Source organism: Pseudomonas sp. 3MA1, assembly GCF_029237275.1.
Classification (GTDB): Bacteria; Pseudomonadota; Gammaproteobacteria; order Pseudomonadales; family Pseudomonadaceae; genus Aquipseudomonas; species Aquipseudomonas fluorescens_AP.
On the sequence record NZ_JAACFX010000001.1, the window covers coordinates 949610 to 966504 of the forward strand.

The window sequence follows — 16895 nt, forward strand, 5'->3', positions numbered from 1 at the left end:
TTGAAAAGAATTGCACGAGGGCCAGAGCATGCAGTTACAACCCGGGCTCTATCAGCATTACAAGGGGCCGCAGTACCGCGTTTTCAGCGTGGCGCGGCACTCGGAAACGGAAGAAGAAGTGGTGTTCTACCAAGCCCTGTATGGGGATTACGGTTTTTGGGTGCGCCCCTTGAGCATGTTCCTGGAGTCGGTCGAAGTTGACGGCGAGCAGGTCCCACGCTTTGCTTTGGTGCAGGCCGAACCCAGTCTTTTTTCACCGGCATAAGTGCCGGTCGCGCAGTACCCTGCGCTTGACCTCACCTTGTTGCCACTATATATAGCGGGGCCGCGTCAGGCGCCAACCGCCTTTCTCTTCTCGAATTCAGGAATTTTCCGATCCATGGGCAAATCGCTGGTCATTGTGGAATCCCCGGCTAAGGCCAAGACCATCAACAAGTACTTGGGCAACCAATACGTGGTGAAGTCGAGTATCGGCCATATCCGAGACCTGCCCACCAGCGGTTCGGCCAGTGCCGCCAAAGAGCCAGCCGCCAAGCGTGGCACGGCCGCTGCGGGTGAAGCTCCGGCCCTGTCGCCGAAGGAAAAAGCGCGCAAGCAGCTGGTGTCGCGCATGGGCGTCGACCCCGAGCACGGCTGGAAGGCCAAGTACGAAATCCTGCCTGGCAAGGAAAAGGTCATCGAAGAGCTGCGCCGCCTTGCCAAGGATGCCGACACCATCTATCTGGCAACGGACTTGGACCGCGAAGGGGAAGCCATCGCCTGGCACCTGCGCGAAGCCATCGGCGGTGACGACAGCCGCTACAAGCGCGTGGTGTTCAACGAAATCACCAAGAAGGCGATCCAGGAAGCCTTCTCCCAGCCCGGCGAGCTGGACATTCATCGGGTCAACGCGCAGCAGGCCCGGCGCTTTCTTGACCGCGTGGTGGGCTACATGGTCTCGCCGCTGCTGTGGGCGAAGATTGCCCGTGGCCTGTCCGCCGGTCGTGTGCAGTCGGTAGCGGTGAAGCTGGTGGTGGAGCGCGAGCGTGAGATTCGCGCCTTCATTCCGGAAGAGTACTGGGAAGTCCACGCGGACCTGGGCACCGCCAAGGGCTCGAAGGTGCGCTTTGAAGTGGCTCGCGAGAACGGTGAAGCCTTCAAGCCGCTCAATGAAACCCAGGCCATGGCTGCCCTGGAAAAGCTCAAGGCCTCGGCCTACAGCGTCGCCAAGCGTGAAGACAAGCCCACCAGCAGCAAGCCGTCGGCGCCATTTATTACCTCCACCCTGCAGCAGGCCGCGAGCAACCGCCTGGGCTTCGGGGTGAAGAAGACCATGATGATGGCCCAGCGTCTGTATGAAGCCGGCTACATCACCTACATGCGTACCGACTCCACCAACCTCTCGGCTGATGCCGTGGCGATGGCGCGGACCTATATCGAAGACGAGTTCGGCAACAAGTACCTGCCGGCCTCGCCCAACGTCTACAGCAGCAAGGAAGGGGCCCAGGAGGCGCACGAAGCGATTCGTCCGTCCGACGTGAACACCCATCCAAGCAAGCTGTCGGGCATGGAACGTGACGCTGAGCGGCTCTACGAGCTGATCTGGCGCCAGTTCGTTGCCTGCCAGATGCTGCCGGCGCAATACCTGTCCACTACCGTCAGCGTGGCCGCTGGCGACTTCGAGCTGCGTGCCAAGGGCCGTATCCTCAAGTTCGACGGCTACACCCGGGTCATGCCGCAGATCAGCAAGCCAGGTGATGACGATGTGCTGCCAGACATGGCGCAGGGCGAAGTGCTGAAGCTGATCAAGCTCGACCCAAGCCAGCACTTCACCAAGCCGCCGGCGCGCTACTCCGAAGCCAGCCTGGTGAAGGAAATGGAAAAACGCGGCATCGGTCGTCCTTCGACCTATGCGGCGATCATTTCCACCATTCAGGATCGCGGCTACGTAACCCTGCACAACCGTCGCTTCTATTCGGAAAAGATGGGTGACATCGTCACCGAGCGTCTCTCCGAAAGCTTCTCCAACCTCATGGACTACGGCTTCACCGCCGGCATGGAAGAGAACCTCGATGACGTGGCCCAGGGCGAGCGCGACTGGAAGAACGTCCTCGACGAGTTCTACGGCGACTTCAAGAAGAAGCTCGAAGTGGCCGAAGGCGCCGAAAGCGGCATGCGTGCCAACCAGCCGGTGATGACCGACATTCCGTGCCTGACCTGCGGTCGGCCGATGCAGATTCGTACCGCTTCCACCGGCGTGTTCCTGGGTTGTTCGGGCTACAGCCTGCCTCCGAAGGAACGCTGCAAGGCCACCGTCAACCTGGTGCCGGGCGACGAGATCGCCGCCGATGACGAGGGCGAATCGGAATCCCTGGTCCTGCGCGGCAAGCACCGTTGCCCGATCTGCAGCACGGCAATGGATGCGTACCTGCTGGATGAAAAGCGCAAGCTGCACATCTGCGGCAACAACCCGGATTGCGCCGGCTACGAGATCGAAGAAGGCAGCTACCGGATCAAGGGCTATGAGGGTCCGAGCCTGGAGTGCGACAAGTGCGGCAGCGAGATGCAGCTCAAGACCGGCCGTTTCGGCAAGTTCTTCGGTTGCACCAACGCCACTTGCAAGAACACCCGCAAGCTGCTGAAAAGCGGTGATGCGGCGCCGCCGAAGATGGATCCGGTGAAGATGCCTGAGCTCAAGTGCGAAAAGGTCAACGACACTTACATCCTGCGCGATGGTGCTTCGGGTCTGTTCCTGGCCGCCAGTCAGTTCCCGAAAAACCGTGAAACCCGGGCGCCGCTGGTGCTGGAGCTGATCCCGCACAAGGACGAAATTGATCCGAAGTACCACTTCCTTTGCGAAGCGCCGAAAAAGGACCCGGACGGTCGTCCGGCCGTGGTGCGCTATAGCCGCAAGACCAAGGAGCAGTACGTGCAGACCGAGGTTGATGGCAAGCCGACCGGCTGGCGCGCGTTCTACGACGGTGGCACCTGGAAGGTCGAAGACAAGCGCTAAGCACTGTCTGTGTCGAGGGGCTTGCTCCTCGATATGGCGCGGTACAGGGCCGCATGATTCCGTTGGGAGTCATGCGGCCTTTCTTTTGCCTTGCGGTGCGCGGGAGTGATCCTTGAAACTGTGCCACCCGCATCCGGTTCTGTTCTTGTAGTGGAGGCTGCCTACATGGCCCACGAGCTCTATACCCGCACCAATCAGAAAATCTACTTTGCCGGCCTGGCGCTCGAGACCCTGGCTCGGGCCGAAGAGGGGCGGGCGATGAATGCCCAGGCGCAGGTCCAGGCGGGGCGCGAGTCGGTGCTTTTCCACCTGTACGGTGCCTTGCTGGGGCTATGCCATGAAATTGCCGGGTTCTATCGGCTGCCGCAGGCCAATGCTGCGCGGGTCGAGCAGATCCTCAGCCGTGAAGTACTGGACAGCATTGCCATTCCCGAGCTGGCGGAGCTGGTGGAATTGGCGCAGAGCCCGCAGACCTGGCTCGCGCAACTGCTGCTTGCTTACAGCGAGCTGTTTCAACCGCCACGAGCGCCGCACAAACCCAAGGGCGACGTGACCCAGCCGCTGATCATGGCGGTCAATCTGGACGAGCAGGAGCCGGAGCCGGAACTGAGTCGAGAAGAGCTGGAAAGCTGGCGGCAGAACCTCAAGTCCCTGGCCATTCGTTTTCGAGATGGCTTGAACGAGTGTTGAGCCTGAGCGTCGCTTGATGCGCGGCGCGTTTAATTGATCAAGGAAGATGCATGTTGTTCTTCTTGCGTGACCAGGCGCTGGTTCGCCTGCTCAGCGATTGCCAGATGCGAGTCATCAATGCCCGGTCCAGGGCGGATCTGCTGGCGGTGCTCGACCGGCTGGAGATATTCCCTGGCGGCCTGGAGTTTGACCATGTGCAGTCAATAACGCTGCTGGTGCTGGCGTTTGCCGCACTCGCGACTGCGCTGTTGATGGATGGCATGGGCGGCATGTTCTGGGTGTTTGTGGCTTTGTGTTTCTTAAGCTATCGGGTCCGCAAAGGCGTCTCTGGGGCGTTGACGGATCTGGCGGCGAGTATCACCCGCAAGTGCATGATGTTTTGCAACGACTTGAGTGAATCCGACAGTAGTGCCGATTGGCGCCTGAAGAGACTGGACAGCGAGTTCACCGATTACCGGCGGGGCAGTGAGAGTGAGCGGCGCCGTATCCTGGACTCGCTCCAGGGGGTGTATCGAGGAAAGCGACATTCGCTGGCATTCGAGTATCACCAGCTGCGATATGTGATCTCCAGTTGCGAGCGCGGGGCCGGTGGAGACCTCAAGACGGTTTACACCAACTACCAGCGCTACAGTCTGGTGGTGGATTTTCCCTGGGTGACAGAGATTGCGCTTCGATCCAGCCCCTTGGAAGTAGCGCTGTCGGGACAGCCTTTCAAGACCGAACGCGAGGATTTCAATCAGATCTTTGTGCTGCGCGGCATTGACCCCGCCAGTTGTGAGCATTTTGCCACGCCTGCGACGCTGGACTTGCTGATGGACCTTTCGCGCCAGCTCCATGGGGTCAATCTGGAGTTCTCCAGCCAGAGACGACTCTGCCTGAGCTTCAATAACGAAGACATCATGGCCCACGTCGATCCGGGGTTGCTGAGTGATCTGGCGGTCTTTCGCGCGCGGATCGAGGCTGGCATCGAGTTGCCCAAGTTATATCCGCTGTTGGAGCTGATAGAGCAGCTGGCCCAGGAGCACGACGGTCATGCTGTCGTTCCGCAGGTTTTGGAATCCAGCGAGTTGATCAAGGAAGAATGATGCAGTTTCTCAAGCACGATGCCGAGTTGGTCCAATTACTGGCCACTTGCAACGCCGAGGTGGCGCGGGCCAAGACCAACGAGGATCTGTTGCAGGTCATCGGCCGGCTCCAATCCTTCAAGGGCGGGTTGCAGTTCGATCATGCCCAGCCCCTGATGCTGGTGATGCTGGCGATTGTTTCGGCGATCCCGGCCATGGCAGGCGTGGTGGTGATGTGGTTCATCGCGGCATGCTTCGGCTTTGCCAGTCTGATGATCTGGATGAGTCGTAAAGCCGCTTTTGATGAGTTGCCAAAGAAGATCGCCCGTAAATGTTCATTCCTCAGTAACGGTCTTTGCGATCCCGGTGGAACCGCCGAAGAGCGTTTCACCCAACTGAGCGGCGAGTTCGAGGACTATGAGCGCGGTAACGACAGCCGCCGCATCGTCGACTCCGCCGGGGGAACCTACCAGGGCGCGCGGCATCAGTTGCCTTTTGTCTTCCACCACTTGCGTTATGTGAATTCCCACTACAAATCCAAATCCGATGGCGAAAGTGAGCGGGTTTACGAGAGCTTCGATCGCTTCAGCCTGGTGGTGGACTTTCCCTGGGTCACCGGTGTGATGGTGTGCAGTGATCGGCCGAATAAAAAGCGCACAAAACGTAAAGTCTTCGAGACCACTTCTGATGATTTCAACAGAGCCTTCAATTTCACCGGTGACAGCGAGCTGGCCTGTGCCAAGTTCGCGACCCCCACTACCCTGGCTTTTTTACTGAGGCTTTGCCGGCAGTTGAAGAAGGTGAACCTGGAGTTTTCCAATGAGGGGCGTCTGTGCCTGAGCTTCGACGATGCCGAGGTCATGGCCTACAAGGATCCGGGAACCTTTGAGGACTTATCGGGCTTCTACGCCAATATCGAGCGGGGGCTGGAGTTGCCTGGTCTGTTTCCGGTGCTGGCCCTGGTGCATGAGCTGGCGGAATTGCACGACAACAATTTCGACCTTCCGATGAAGGTCGCTGATGAAATGGAGCAATAGGGTATGGAGTTGTTGTTGGTCATTGCGATTGCCTTGGGCGTTCTGGCCTATGTGCACTACAACAAGATTGTCAGCGCATACAACCGCGCCCAGCGAGCCTGGTCGGACGTGCTTGCCTACCAGCGGCAGCGCATCAAGGTACTGGATCTGCTGGAGCCGCAAGTGGCCGGTTTTCAGGCTTATGAAAGCCAACTGCTGGAGAGGATCGTTGGGTTGCGTAGCGCGATTGGCAGCTTGCCATCTGCTGCAGATGGCGATGCGTTGAAGTCGGTCGACGAGGGCAGCAAAGCCCTGCTGGGGGGCTTGAACCTGGCGTTTGAGGCCTATCCGGACCTCAAGTCCGTTACGTTGTTGAGCAACCTGATGCGTGAGGTTGCGGAGCAGGAAGGCAATATCGGCGGAGCCATTACCCTGTTCAACCTGAATGTGGAGCAGTTCAACAACTCCATTCAGATGTTTCCCGGTTCCTTGATTAATCGATTGAGCTTGAACAAGTCGCTGATCACCCCTTTTTCCGACAGCCAGGCTTCGGCGGGTTTTGAATACAAACCGAATTTCTGAGCTGGGCTGGCACGGAGTTTTGAGGGCTGGAGCGCCGCAATTCTTAAGCAGGGCAGGGGCTCATGCCTGTTGAAGAGCGCCAGGTCGGGTGCAAGATCCTGAGCGAGGCGGGAGTGATGACTGATATAATCCCGGCCTTTCGTGGAGACCAGACCTTTATGCCAACGTCCTTTCTAGAAATTGTCGAGTTGCCAGACGGCCGTATCGAGCTGCGCAGAGCTGAGGACGAGGGTTCTCTGGTTACTTTGGATTTCTCCGAGGATGCCAAAGCCTTTTTGCAAGGTCAGCATGTTGAGGTGGCCAAGGCCATGTTGAGCGTCGGTGTGCAGATGGCCGGACGCCTGGTAGAAGGTGAAATCGATAAGGAAGACGGCCCGCGGGTTCTTCACTAAGCCCGTTTATCGGTTTTCTTCCGGTTGCTCGTCATATTTATTTCGGCTTCTCAATCCTGGAGAAGCCTCGTGCTTTTCAAGCGCATTGTGTAGCGATTTCCCGGTGTTTATCCCAGGCGAATATTCAGGCTTTGCGCATCTCCCGTGCGTGCGGCGCTGATCAACTGTTGCCGTGCGCTAGCGCTCAGTGGATTCAGCCAACTGACCACGGTATGACTGCGCCCCAGGCGCAGGGCCTCGCAAGCCAGCTGTTGTGGGCTCTGAGAGCCCCGGGGGTGAAGCAGCAGGATACGTTCGCGATTCAGGCCGGCATCCCGTAGCCAGCTTTGGGTCAGGCTTGAGGGTGGGGCGATCAAAGTCAGCCATCGTGCGTCCTGCTCCTGGCTCAACTCTCTGAGAATGGGTGCCAGGAGGTTCAGGCAGTTCCCGGCGGCGCCGCGTAACGACAGTTCGCTGAAAGCCTCTGGGTCTTTATTCCAGGGCGACTCGACCGCTTCTTTGAGCGCAGGCGCCAAGGGCTGGGCCAGGAACGCTTCAAACAACGGCAGTTGGGCTTGCTGTGGTGTATGAGGGAACTGCATGGAGCCTCCTTTAGCGGCGAATGACGCCGACACTCAAGCCTTCGATCACCAGCTCCTGATCTTTCAGGTTGACTTCGATGGGGGCGAAATCAGGGTTTTCGGCGATCAGCCAGACTTTGCTGCCTTCGCGCTTGAAGCGCTTGACCGTGACTTCATCGCCGATGCGCGCCACCACCACCTGGCCGTTGCGGGCCTCGCGGGTGGTATGCACTGCCAGCAGGTCGCCGTCGAAGATGCCGATGTCCTTCATGCTCATGCCGTTGACCCGAAGCAGGTAGTCGGCGCGAGGATGGAAGAAGGTCGGATTGATGTTGCAGGATTCTTCGATGTGCTGCTGGGCCAGGATGGGGGCGCCAGCGGCAACGCGACCGATGATGGGCAGCGAGTCGTCGGACTTGGCTTCGAAGCCAGGGATGCGGATGCCGCGGGAGGCTCCCGGGGTCATCTCGATGGCGCCTTTGCGGGCCAGGGCCTTGAGGTGTTCTTCGGCGGCGTTGGGCGACTTGAAGCCCAGCTCCTGGGCGATCTCGGCGCGGGTGGGCGGATAGCCGTTGTCTTCAAGGCAGCGTTTGATAAAAGCCAGAATCTCAGCTTGGCGTGGCGTCAGTTTTAGCATGTCGATCGCTCTGTCTTTTTATACAGTGACTGGGATTATATACAGTGAACGTCGCTTGGCAATCCTCCATTTACCGTGGTCGGTCGGGCGGTTGTCATTCCGGGGTAGCAATCCACTGCTCAAGGCTGGCTACAGACCGCGGCAGGTATGATTAAATAGCGCGCCGGACGGCCTTCGCAGAGGCTGGCAGGCTTGACATTGGCGAGCCTGAAACGTATGTTTCAAACAAGTGTTTGTCAGGCGGAGTAGCCATGGCCCAGTCGGAAACCGTTGAACGCATTCTCGATGCTGCCGAGCAGTTGTTCGCGGAAAAAGGTTTTGCCGAAACCTCGTTGCGGCTGATTACCAGCAAGGCCGGGGTCAACCTGGCAGCGGTCAACTATCATTTCGGTTCCAAGAAAGCCCTGATCCAGGCTGTGTTCTCGCGCTTCCTCGGGCCTTTCTGCATCAGTCTCGATCGTGAGCTGGAGCGGCGTCAGTCCAAGCCGGACAGCAAGCCGAGCCTGGAAGAGCTACTGGAAATCCTTGTCGAGCAGGCGCTGGTGGTGCAGCCACGCAGCGGCAACGACCTGTCGATTTTCATGCGTCTGCTGGGTCTGGCTTTCAGCCAGAGCCAAGGGCATTTGCGGCGTTATCTGGAAGACATGTACGGCAAGGTGTTTCGCCGCTACATGCTGCTGGTCAACGAGGCGGCACCGCGTATTCCGCCCATAGAACTGTTCTGGCGCGTGCATTTCATGCTGGGTGCGGCGGCGTTCAGCATGTCCGGAATCAAGGCGTTGCGGGCCATTGCCGAAACCGATTTCGGGGTCAACACCTCCATTGAGCAAGTGATGCGGCTGATGGTGCCGTTCCTCGCCGCCGGTATGCGCGCCGAAACCGGCGTCACCGATGAAGCCATGGCCAGCGCCCAGCTCAAGCCCCGCAGCAAATCAGCCCCGGCAGTCGCCAAGGCTTGACCTCACGGGTGGGCGCGACAGCTTGCATCCGCTAAGCTAGCCGCCCATGCCGACTCTGTTTTTTTACCCCTGTGCCTTCCCCTTGTTGACGTTGATTGGCCCGGTTGCGTCCGTTGCGGATGAGGCTTGGTCCTGCGTCTTGCGGGGGCCATCGTCGATGGCGTGCGCATTCGTGTCTAAGGAAATGTTATGACCGCTGGCCTGCAAGGCTCCTTGATGGTGGACGTCGCCGGTACCTGGCTGACGGCTGAAGATCGCCAACTCCTGCGTCAGCCGCAAGTGGGCGGGCTGATCATTTTCGCTCGGAATATCGAGCACCCACGCCAGGTGCGCGAGCTCAGCGCGGCGATCCGGGCCATCCGCCCGGACCTGCTGCTGGCGGTGGATCAGGAAGGAGGCCGGGTGCAGCGATTGCGTCAGGGTTTTGTCCGTCTGCCGGCGATGCGCGCCCTGGCCGACAACCCGAATGCCGAGTTCCTGGCCGAGCAGTGCGGCTGGATCATGGCCACCGAGGTCCTGGCGGTGGGCCTGGACCTGAGCTTTGCCCCGGTCCTGGATCTGGATCACCAGCGCAGCGCGGTGGTGGGCAGCCGGGCGTTCGAAGGTGATCCGGAGCGCGCGGCGCTGTTGGCCGGTGCCTTTATCCGCGGCATGAACAGCGCCGGGATGGCGGCGACCGGCAAGCATTTCCCTGGACATGGCTGGGCCGAGGCCGATTCCCATGTGGCGATTCCCAATGACGAGCGCAGCCTGGACGAGATCCGCGCCAAGGACCTGCTGCCGTTCGCCCGCTTGAGCAAGCAGTTGGCGGCAGTAATGCCGGCCCATGTGATCTATCCGCAGGTCGACCCCCAGCCGGCCGGTTTCTCCCGACGCTGGCTGCAGGACATTCTGCGTGGCGAGTTGCAGTTCGATGGGGTCATCTTCAGTGACGACCTGTCCATGGCCGGCGCCCATGTCGTCGGCGATGCGGCAAGCCGGATCGAGGCGGCCCTGGCGGCTGGTTGTGACATGGGGCTGGTGTGCAACGACCGCGCCGCGGCCGAGCTGGCCTTGAGCGCCGCGCAGCGCTTGAAGGTGCAGCCGTCGCCACGCCTGGCCCGGATGCGCGGTCAGGCGTTCGCCAATCTCGAATACAAGCAGGACCCGCGCTGGCTCGCGGCTCTGGAAGCGCTGAAGGCCGCCCAGTTGATCGATTGAGGTGGTTTGGCCCGGCACCGCGAGTTGCGCGGTGCCCGTGCATTGACTGGCCTCAGCGGCCGGTTTTGTTGTCCGGCAAGGGCGCGAACAGGGCTTCGATGTCTTCGCTCTGCAGCTTCCAGTCGCCGGCCTTGCGTCCATCCAGTACGCCTGCCGCCAGGTCCGATTTCTCCTGTTGCAGGTGCTGGATCTTCTCTTCCACGGTGCCGCGGGCGATCAGCTTGTAGACGAATACCGGCTTTTCCTGGCCAATGCGGTAGGCGCGGTCGGTGGCCTGGCTCTCGGTCGCCGGGTTCCACCACGGATCGTAGTGGATCACGGTGTCGGCCTCGGTCAGATTCAGGCCCACGCCACCGGCCTTGAGGCTGATCAGGAAGATCTGCAGCTTGCCGCTCTGGAAATCCCGCACCGGCGTGCGCCGATCCCGGGTCTGGCCGGTGAGCAGGGCGTAGGCAATGTTGCGTCGTTTCAGTTCAGCCTCGATCAGGCCCAGCATCGAGGTGAACTGGGAAAACAGCAGAATGCGCCGGCCTTCTTCAAACAGTTCCTCCAGCATCTCCATCAGGCTGTCGAGCTTGCCCGAGGAACTGCCGCGCGCCGGTGGCGAGTCGTTGACCAGGCGCAGGTCGCAGCACACCTGGCGCAGTTTGAGCAGGGCTTCGAGGATGATGATCTGGCTGCGGGCCACGCCCTTGCGGGTGATTTCGTCGCGGACCTTCTTGTCCATGGCCAGGCGCATGGTTTCGTAGACGTCCCGTTGCGCCTCGTTGAGTTCGACCCAATGGATGATCTCGGTCTTGGGCGGCAGCTCAGTGGCCACTTGCTCCTTGGTGCGGCGCAGCAGGAAGGGTTTGATCCGGCCGTTGAGGTGTTGCAGACGCACTTCGCTGGCGTGCTTTTCGATCGGCACCCGGTAGTCGCGGTTGAAGCTCTTGGCATCGCCAAGCCAGCCTGGCAACAGGAAATGGAACAGTGACCAGAGCTCTCCCAGGTGGTTTTCCAGGGGCGTGCCGGACAGACACAGGCGCTGTCGGGCGTTGAGTTCGCGGGCGGCTTGGGCGGCCTTGCTCGACGGGTTCTTGATGTACTGCGCCTCGTCGAGGATCAGCACGTGCAAGGGCTGCGCGGCCAGCAGCTCGACATCCTTGGGCAGCAGGGCGTAGGTGGTCAGCAGCAGGTCGTAATCGGCCAGTTGCGCGAAGTGTTTCTTGCGCCCCGCGCCATACAGCGCCAGAACCTTGAGTTGCGGGGTGAAGTGCGCGGCCTCGTCCAGCCAGTTGGGAATCAGGCTGGTGGGCATCACCACCATGCACGGCCGATCCAGGCGGCCGGCATTCTTCTCGCTGAGGATGTGCGCCAGGGTCTGCAGGGTCTTGCCCAGGCCCATGTCGTCGGCGAGGATGCCGCCCACTTCCAGCTGACGCAGGGATTGCATCCAGCTCAGGCCCTCCAGCTGGTAGGGGCGCAGCGTGGCATTCAGGCCTTGCGGCGCTGGCGCCGAGTAGTCGCGGATGTCCCGCAGGCGCTGGGCGAAGGTGCGTATATGCTCGCCGCCTTCCCAGAGCAGCGGCAGCTCTTGCAGCGGGTTGAGCCGGGTAGCGTCGGCGCTGCTCAGGCGCAGGGTGGTTTCGCCGGGTTCCTGCAGGTAGAACTCGCCCAGGGTCGCCAGCACCGGCTTCAGGCGGCCGTAGGGCAGCGCCACTTGCAGCGGGCCGTGCAAGGAGTTGGGGCGATTGGGAATGTTCACCAGGATCAGCTCGTCGTCGCGGCGCTTGGCCAGGCGTTCCGGGTTGAGGATCTCGGTGTGGGAGCGCATCAGGTTGAGCAGGATCGGCAGCAGGCTCAGGCGCTCGCCGTTGACGATGATCCCCAGCTCCAGGTCGAACCAGTCGCGCCCGGGGGCTTCGTCGACACTGGCATACCAGTCGTCCACCGCGGTCAGGTCGAAGCCGAAGCCATCGTCGATCTGCAGTTCCCAATCCTGGCTGCGCAACTTGGGCAGTTCATTGAGGGTGAAGGTCAGCCAGGCGCTGTCGTTGACCATCTCGAACAGTTCGCCGGCGCTTTCCGGCAGGGCCTTGCTCTGCCGCGTGGCGATCTTGAAGCCCAGGCTGCGCAACTGTTCGCGCCAGCCTTGCTCCAGTTCTGGCTGGCGCTTGATGCGCAGGCTCTGGTGTTCCTGGCGGATGATCACATCGGCATTTTTCTGGCCGCTGACGTACTCGCCCTGGTAGTTGAACGACAGCGCGGCACGGTGCTGGATGTAGCGCTGCATCTTGCCGTTGCGCGGCTCGAAGGCGCTGAACTCGATGCTCGCCAGCCACAGGCGCGGCACTGGGCGCACGTCCTCCAGCAGCACCTGGGGCAGGGCGGCGGGCCGCCGGCTGTCGAGCACGGCAGAGAGTTTCTCCAACAGTTCGGCGTCTTTGGCCGCCGCCGGGTAGGCCAGGGTTTCTTCCACTTGCAGCAAGACCGCGACCACATGTTTGCAGTTGCTGCGTACCGGGCAGGTGCAATGGGTGTCGATCAGCAGCAGGTTGCCCTTGCTCGACTCGCGCAGGTTGATGCTTTGCCGGTAGACATTGCCACCGGAGCCCTCGCAACTGGCGTTGATAGCGCTGTCTGCGGCGCTGACGATGCGCACGCGCTTTTCCAGGGCATAACGCCGGCCGCGCTCCAAGGTTTGTTCCTTGAAGCGGTTGACCCAGGACGGGGCCAGGGGTTTGGTCAGGGGCGGACTCATAGGGACTTCGATCAGTCCGGTATTTCAGTTGGAGCGGGACGGGGTGCCGGTGCGGTGAGCGAGGTGATCTTGATCAGCAGGGCCAGATGGCCGTTGTCCAGGTAGTTGAGCTGGCCGTTCTTGGTGTGGCTTTGCTGTTTCAGGCGTTCGCTGCGGGTGACCAGGCCATTGCTGTCGATCTGGTTGATCCAGAAATCCGCGTCCACATCGGTGAAACGCCCCAGCTTGAGGTTCAGGGTGCCTTCGATGGGGAACTGGCCGAACAGTTCCGGGCCGTCGCTGAGGGCCACCTTGACCGGGGTTTCCCCCAGGGTCTGCTGCCAGGCCTTGTGCAGCAGCACGCTGTAGTTGCCACTGGCGTTGAGCTTGTCGACGATCCCGCCCAGGGCGGGCGTGCGCTGGCTGTCGGGGCTCAGGCGTTGAGCGCCGGCGGCCCAGTCTTCCGGAGCGGCGCGGCTTATGATCTGCGGCTCGGCGTTCTGCCGGACAAGGATCATTTCCACCTGGTACAGATCGTCGGCAAACGCCATGGGCGCGACCAGGGTCAGGAGCAGGGTCAGGGAGCGGAACAGGCGCATGGGGCGTCCTTCAAGCAGTTTTCGGGGTGAGGCGTTCAAACAGTGCCTCCAATGTATTAAAGCGCTCTTCCGGGCGCTCCATCGGCACCATGAACTTGAACAGGGTTGCGCCTTCGAATTTGTAGCGTTTGGGCTGGCTCTGAATCAGTTTGATCAGCGCCAATGGGTCCACCGGAGTGTCCGCCGCGAACTCGATGCGCCCGCCTTGCGGGCCGCCGTCGACCTTCTTGATCCCCAGGGTTTCGGCCTGGAGTTTGAGCAGGGTCAGGCGGATCAGGTTCTTGGTCGGCTCGGGCAGCAGGCCGAAGCGGTCGATCATCTCCACCTGCAGGTCCTTCAGGCCGTCCTCGTCGGTGGCCGAGGCAATGCGCTTGTAGAGGATCAGGCGCGCGTGCACATCCGGCAGGTAGTCCTCGGGAATCAGCGCCGGCAGGCGCAGGTTGATTTCCGGGCCGCCGCCCAGGGGCTGGTCGAGGTTCGGTTGTTCGCCCTTGCGGATGGCTTTCACGGCGCGCTCGAGCATCTCCATATAGAGGGTGAAGCCCACGGCCTGGATCTGCCCGCTCTGGCCGTCGCCCAGCAGTTCGCCGGCGCCACGGATCTCCAGGTCGTTGGTGGCCAGGACGAAGCCGGCTCCCAGGTCCTGGGTATTGGCGATGGCTTCCAGGCGCTTTTCCGCGTCCGGGGTGATCTGCTGGCGCGGTGGCGTCAACAGATAGGCGTAGGCCTGGTGGTGACTGCGTCCGACCCGGCCGCGCAACTGGTGCAGTTGGGCCAGGCCGAACTTGTCGGCGCGCTCGATGATGATGGTGTTGGCGCTGGGCACGTCGATCCCGGTCTCGATGATGGTCGAGGCGATCAGCACGTTGAAGCGCTTGTGGTAGAAGTCGCTCATCACCTGTTCGAGTTCGCGTTCGCGCATCTGCCCGTGGCCGATGCCGATCCGGGCCTCGGGCACCAGTTCGGCCAGCTCGGCGGCGCATTTCTCGATGGTCTTCACGTCGTTGTGCAGGTAGTACACCTGGCCGCCACGCAGCAGTTCGCGCAGCAGGGCCTCTTTGACCGTGCTCTTGTTCTGCTCCATGACGAAGGTCCGCACCGACAGGCGACGGGCCGGCGGGGTGGCGATGATCGACAGGTCGCGCATGCCCGAGACCGCCATGTTCAGGGTCCGCGGGATCGGCGTGGCGGTCAGGGTGAGGATGTCGACTTCGCTGCGTAGCGCCTTGAGCTGTTCTTTCTGGCGCACCCCGAAGCGGTGTTCTTCGTCGATGATCACCAGCCCCAGGTTCTTGATCTTCACATCGTCCTGCAACAGCTTGTGGGTGCCGATGACGATGTCGATCTTGCCTTCGGCCAGGTCGGCCACTGCGGCGTTCACTTCCTTGGCCGACTTGAAGCGGCTCATCACTTCCACGGTTACCGGCCAGTCGGCGAAGCGGTCGCGGAAGCTGTTGTAGTGCTGTTGGGCGAGCAGGGTGGTGGGCACCAGGATCGCCACCTGCTTGCCGCCGTGCACCGCAATGAAAGCGGCGCGCATGGCCACTTCGGTCTTGCCGAAACCGACGTCGCCGCACACCAGGCGGTCCATCGGCTTGCCCGAGAGCATGTCCTCGCGCACCGCTTCGATGGTGCTCTGCTGGTCCGGGGTTTCCTCGAACGGAAAGCCGGCGCTGAAGGTGGCGTAGTCGGCCTTCGGATCGGCGAAGGCGTAACCTTCGCGGGCGGCGCGCCGGGCATAGATGTCCAGCAGCTCGGCGGCCACATCGCGCACTTGCTCGGCGGCCTTGCGCTTGGCCTTCTGCCAGGCTTCCGAGCCCAGGCGGTGCAACGGCGCCAGGGCGTCGTCGCTGCCGGTGTAGCGGGCGATCAGGTGCAGGTTGGCCACGGGTACATAGAGCTTGGCGCCCTCGGCGTATTCCAGGGTCAGGAACTCGGCGGCCTGGTTGTCGATTTCCAGGGTCGCCAGACCCAGGTAGCGGCCGACACCGTGGTCGATGTGCACCACCGGCGCGCCTTCGCGCAGCTCGGTGAGGTTCTTGATCACCGCATCGTTGTTGGCGTCGGCGCGTTTTTCCCGGCGCCGGCGCTGCATTACTCGTTGGCCGAACAGCGGGCTTTCGGCCACCAGGGCCAGGGCCGGATCGTCCAGCACCAGGCCTTCGTCCAGGGGCGCGATGGTGATCGCCAGGCGCTCCTTGCTGGCGACGAAGTCCGGCCAGCTGTCGACGGTCTTCGGTCGCAGCTTGAGGCGTTCCAGCAGCTCCAGCAGCACTTCCCGGCGGCCGGCGGATTCGGCGGTGAACAGCACCCGGCCGGGGAACTCGTCGAGGAAGCCCGAGAGCGCCGCCAGCGGCTGGTTGGCCTTGGCCTCGATGGCCAGGTTGGGCAATTCGTGGGCCGGGAAACGCTCGCGGCCGACGCCGGTTTCGATGTCCTGCTGGCTGGCCACCACCCGTGGCCAGTTTTTCAGGCGGGCGAAGCAATCTTCCACCGGCAGGAACAGCTCCGCCGGCGGTAGCAGCGGTCGCGAGGGGTCGACGCGGCGCTCTTCATAGCGGTTGCGCACGTCGTTCCAGAAGTTTTCCGCGGCCTGTTCGATGCCCGGCAGGGAGAACACCTGGGTGTCCTGGGGCAGGTAGTCGAACAGGGTCGAGGTTTCTTCGAAGAACAGCGGCAGGTAGTACTCGATACCGGCCGGGGTAATCCCGCTGCTCAGGTCCTGGAAGATCGGGCAGCGGCGGAAGTCCACGTCGAAGCGTTCGCGAAAGCGCGCCTTGAAGCGGGTCACCGCTTCTTTCTGTAGGGGGAACTCCTTCGCCGGCAGCAGGCGTACCGAGTCGACCTTGTCGATGGAGCGCTGGTTCTCCGGATCGAAGGTGCGCAGGGTTTCGATTTCGTCGTCGAACAGGTCGATCCGATAGGGCAGCTTGCTGCCCATGGGGAACAGATCGATCAGCGCGCCGCGCACGGTGAATTCGCCGTGCTCGTAAACCGTGTCGACATAGCGGTAGCCGCTGGCCTCCAGGCGCGTGCGCATCTGTTCCACATCGAGCTTCTGGCCGACATCCAGCACCAGGCTGCTGCCCAGCAGGAACTGGGTCGGCGCCAGGCGGTGCAGGGCGGTGGTGATCGGTACCACCAGCACGCCGTGCTCCAGTTCCGGCAGCCGGTAGAGGCTGGCGATGCGCTGGGAAATGATGTCCTGGTGCGGCGAGAACAGGTCGTAGGGCAGGGTTTCCCAATCGGGAAAATGCAGCACCGGCAGGTCCGGGGCGAAGAAGCTCAGCTCCTGCTCCAGCCGGTCAGCGCTTTGGCTGTCGGCAGTCAGCAACAGGGTAAAGCGCTTGGCGGCGCTGGCGGCTTCGGCGATGGCCAGGCTCAGGGCGGCACCGGGCAGGTTGCCCCAATGCTGTTTACCGGCGGCGGCGGGGAGTAGCGGTAGACGCAGGACGGGCACGGACGGTCAAGCTCCAAGCGTT

General features: G+C 61.9%; 14 protein-coding genes. 9 read left to right on the forward strand and 5 right to left on the reverse strand.

Features of this window, described 5'->3' with window-relative positions; all coding sequences use genetic code 11:
• Positions 1-28: 28 nt before the first annotated feature.
• The 7 genes from GWQ44_RS04490 to GWQ44_RS04520 all read left to right on the forward strand — a co-directional run bounded on the left by GWQ44_RS04490 (position 29) and on the right by GWQ44_RS04520 (position 6736).
• Positions 29-265, forward strand: a complete 237-nt coding sequence (locus tag GWQ44_RS04490; RefSeq protein WP_019093731.1) for a DUF1653 domain-containing protein — start codon at positions 29-31, stop codon at positions 263-265.
• A gap of 114 nt (positions 266-379) precedes the next feature.
• On the forward strand, positions 380-2992 hold the full coding sequence (gene topA, locus GWQ44_RS04495) for a type I DNA topoisomerase (protein WP_275926712.1): 2613 nt from the start codon (positions 380-382) through the stop codon (positions 2990-2992).
• 165 nt (positions 2993-3157) lie between these two features.
• Entirely contained in the window at positions 3158-3682 is a 525-nt protein-coding gene (locus tag GWQ44_RS04500) for a DUF6586 family protein (RefSeq protein WP_275926713.1), read from the forward strand.
• A 50-nt stretch (positions 3683-3732) separates the two neighbouring features.
• Positions 3733-4767, forward strand: coding sequence for a hypothetical protein (locus tag GWQ44_RS04505; protein ID WP_275926714.1), 1035 nt, complete (start codon positions 3733-3735; stop codon positions 4765-4767).
• On the forward strand, positions 4767-5783 hold the full coding sequence (locus tag GWQ44_RS04510; RefSeq protein WP_275926715.1) for a hypothetical protein: 1017 nt from the start codon (positions 4767-4769) through the stop codon (positions 5781-5783). The genes GWQ44_RS04505 and GWQ44_RS04510 overlap by 1 nt, the downstream gene beginning before the upstream one ends.
• A 3-nt stretch (positions 5784-5786) precedes the next feature.
• The gene (locus GWQ44_RS04515; protein ID WP_047302988.1) at positions 5787-6344 is read left to right on the forward strand and encodes a LemA family protein; all 558 of its coding nucleotides are present in this window, start codon (positions 5787-5789) and stop codon (positions 6342-6344) included.
• 158 nt (positions 6345-6502) lie between these two features.
• Positions 6503-6736, forward strand: coding sequence for a hypothetical protein (locus GWQ44_RS04520; RefSeq protein ID WP_011060267.1), 234 nt, complete (start codon positions 6503-6505; stop codon positions 6734-6736).
• 107 nt (positions 6737-6843) lie between these two features.
• Here GWQ44_RS04520 and sulA read toward each other — a convergent pair whose 3' ends face one another.
• Together sulA and lexA are read right to left on the reverse strand one after the other, a co-directional pair.
• Positions 6844-7317 carry an SOS-induced cell division inhibitor SulA gene (sulA, locus tag GWQ44_RS04525; protein WP_016967103.1) on the reverse strand — a complete coding sequence of 158 codons (474 nt, stop codon included), beginning with the start codon at positions 7315-7317 and terminating at the stop codon, positions 6844-6846.
• A 10-nt stretch (positions 7318-7327) separates the two neighbouring features.
• Entirely contained in the window at positions 7328-7933 is a 606-nt protein-coding gene (gene lexA / locus GWQ44_RS04530; protein WP_047302992.1) for a transcriptional repressor LexA, read from the reverse strand.
• Positions 7934-8184: 251 nt separating this feature from the next.
• Here lexA and GWQ44_RS04535 point away from each other — a divergent pair, with 251 nt between their 5' ends.
• A complete protein-coding gene (locus tag GWQ44_RS04535) occupies positions 8185-8892 on the forward strand; it encodes a TetR/AcrR family transcriptional regulator (RefSeq protein WP_016967101.1) in 708 nt (235 codons plus the stop codon).
• Positions 8893-9093: 201 nt separating this feature from the next.
• Positions 9094-10092: a beta-N-acetylhexosaminidase gene (nagZ, locus tag GWQ44_RS04540; protein WP_177435171.1), complete on the forward strand. Its 999-nt coding sequence runs from the start codon at positions 9094-9096 to the stop codon at positions 10090-10092.
• Positions 10093-10144: 52 nt separating this feature from the next.
• On the opposite strand, the gene GWQ44_RS04545 is transcribed toward nagZ, so the two are convergent.
• From GWQ44_RS04545 to mfd, 3 genes are read right to left on the reverse strand one after another with little or no spacing between them, the layout of a single operon-like run.
• Positions 10145-12835: a DEAD/DEAH box helicase gene (locus GWQ44_RS04545; protein WP_275926716.1), complete on the reverse strand. Its 2691-nt coding sequence runs from the start codon at positions 12833-12835 to the stop codon at positions 10145-10147.
• An 11-nt stretch (positions 12836-12846) separates the two neighbouring features.
• A complete protein-coding gene (locus GWQ44_RS04550; RefSeq protein WP_047302998.1) occupies positions 12847-13413 on the reverse strand; it encodes a CsiV family protein in 567 nt (188 codons plus the stop codon).
• Positions 13414-13423: 10 nt separating this feature from the next.
• Entirely contained in the window at positions 13424-16873 is a 3450-nt protein-coding gene (gene mfd, locus GWQ44_RS04555; protein WP_016967096.1) for a transcription-repair coupling factor, read from the reverse strand.
• Positions 16874-16895: the final 22 nt, after the last annotated feature.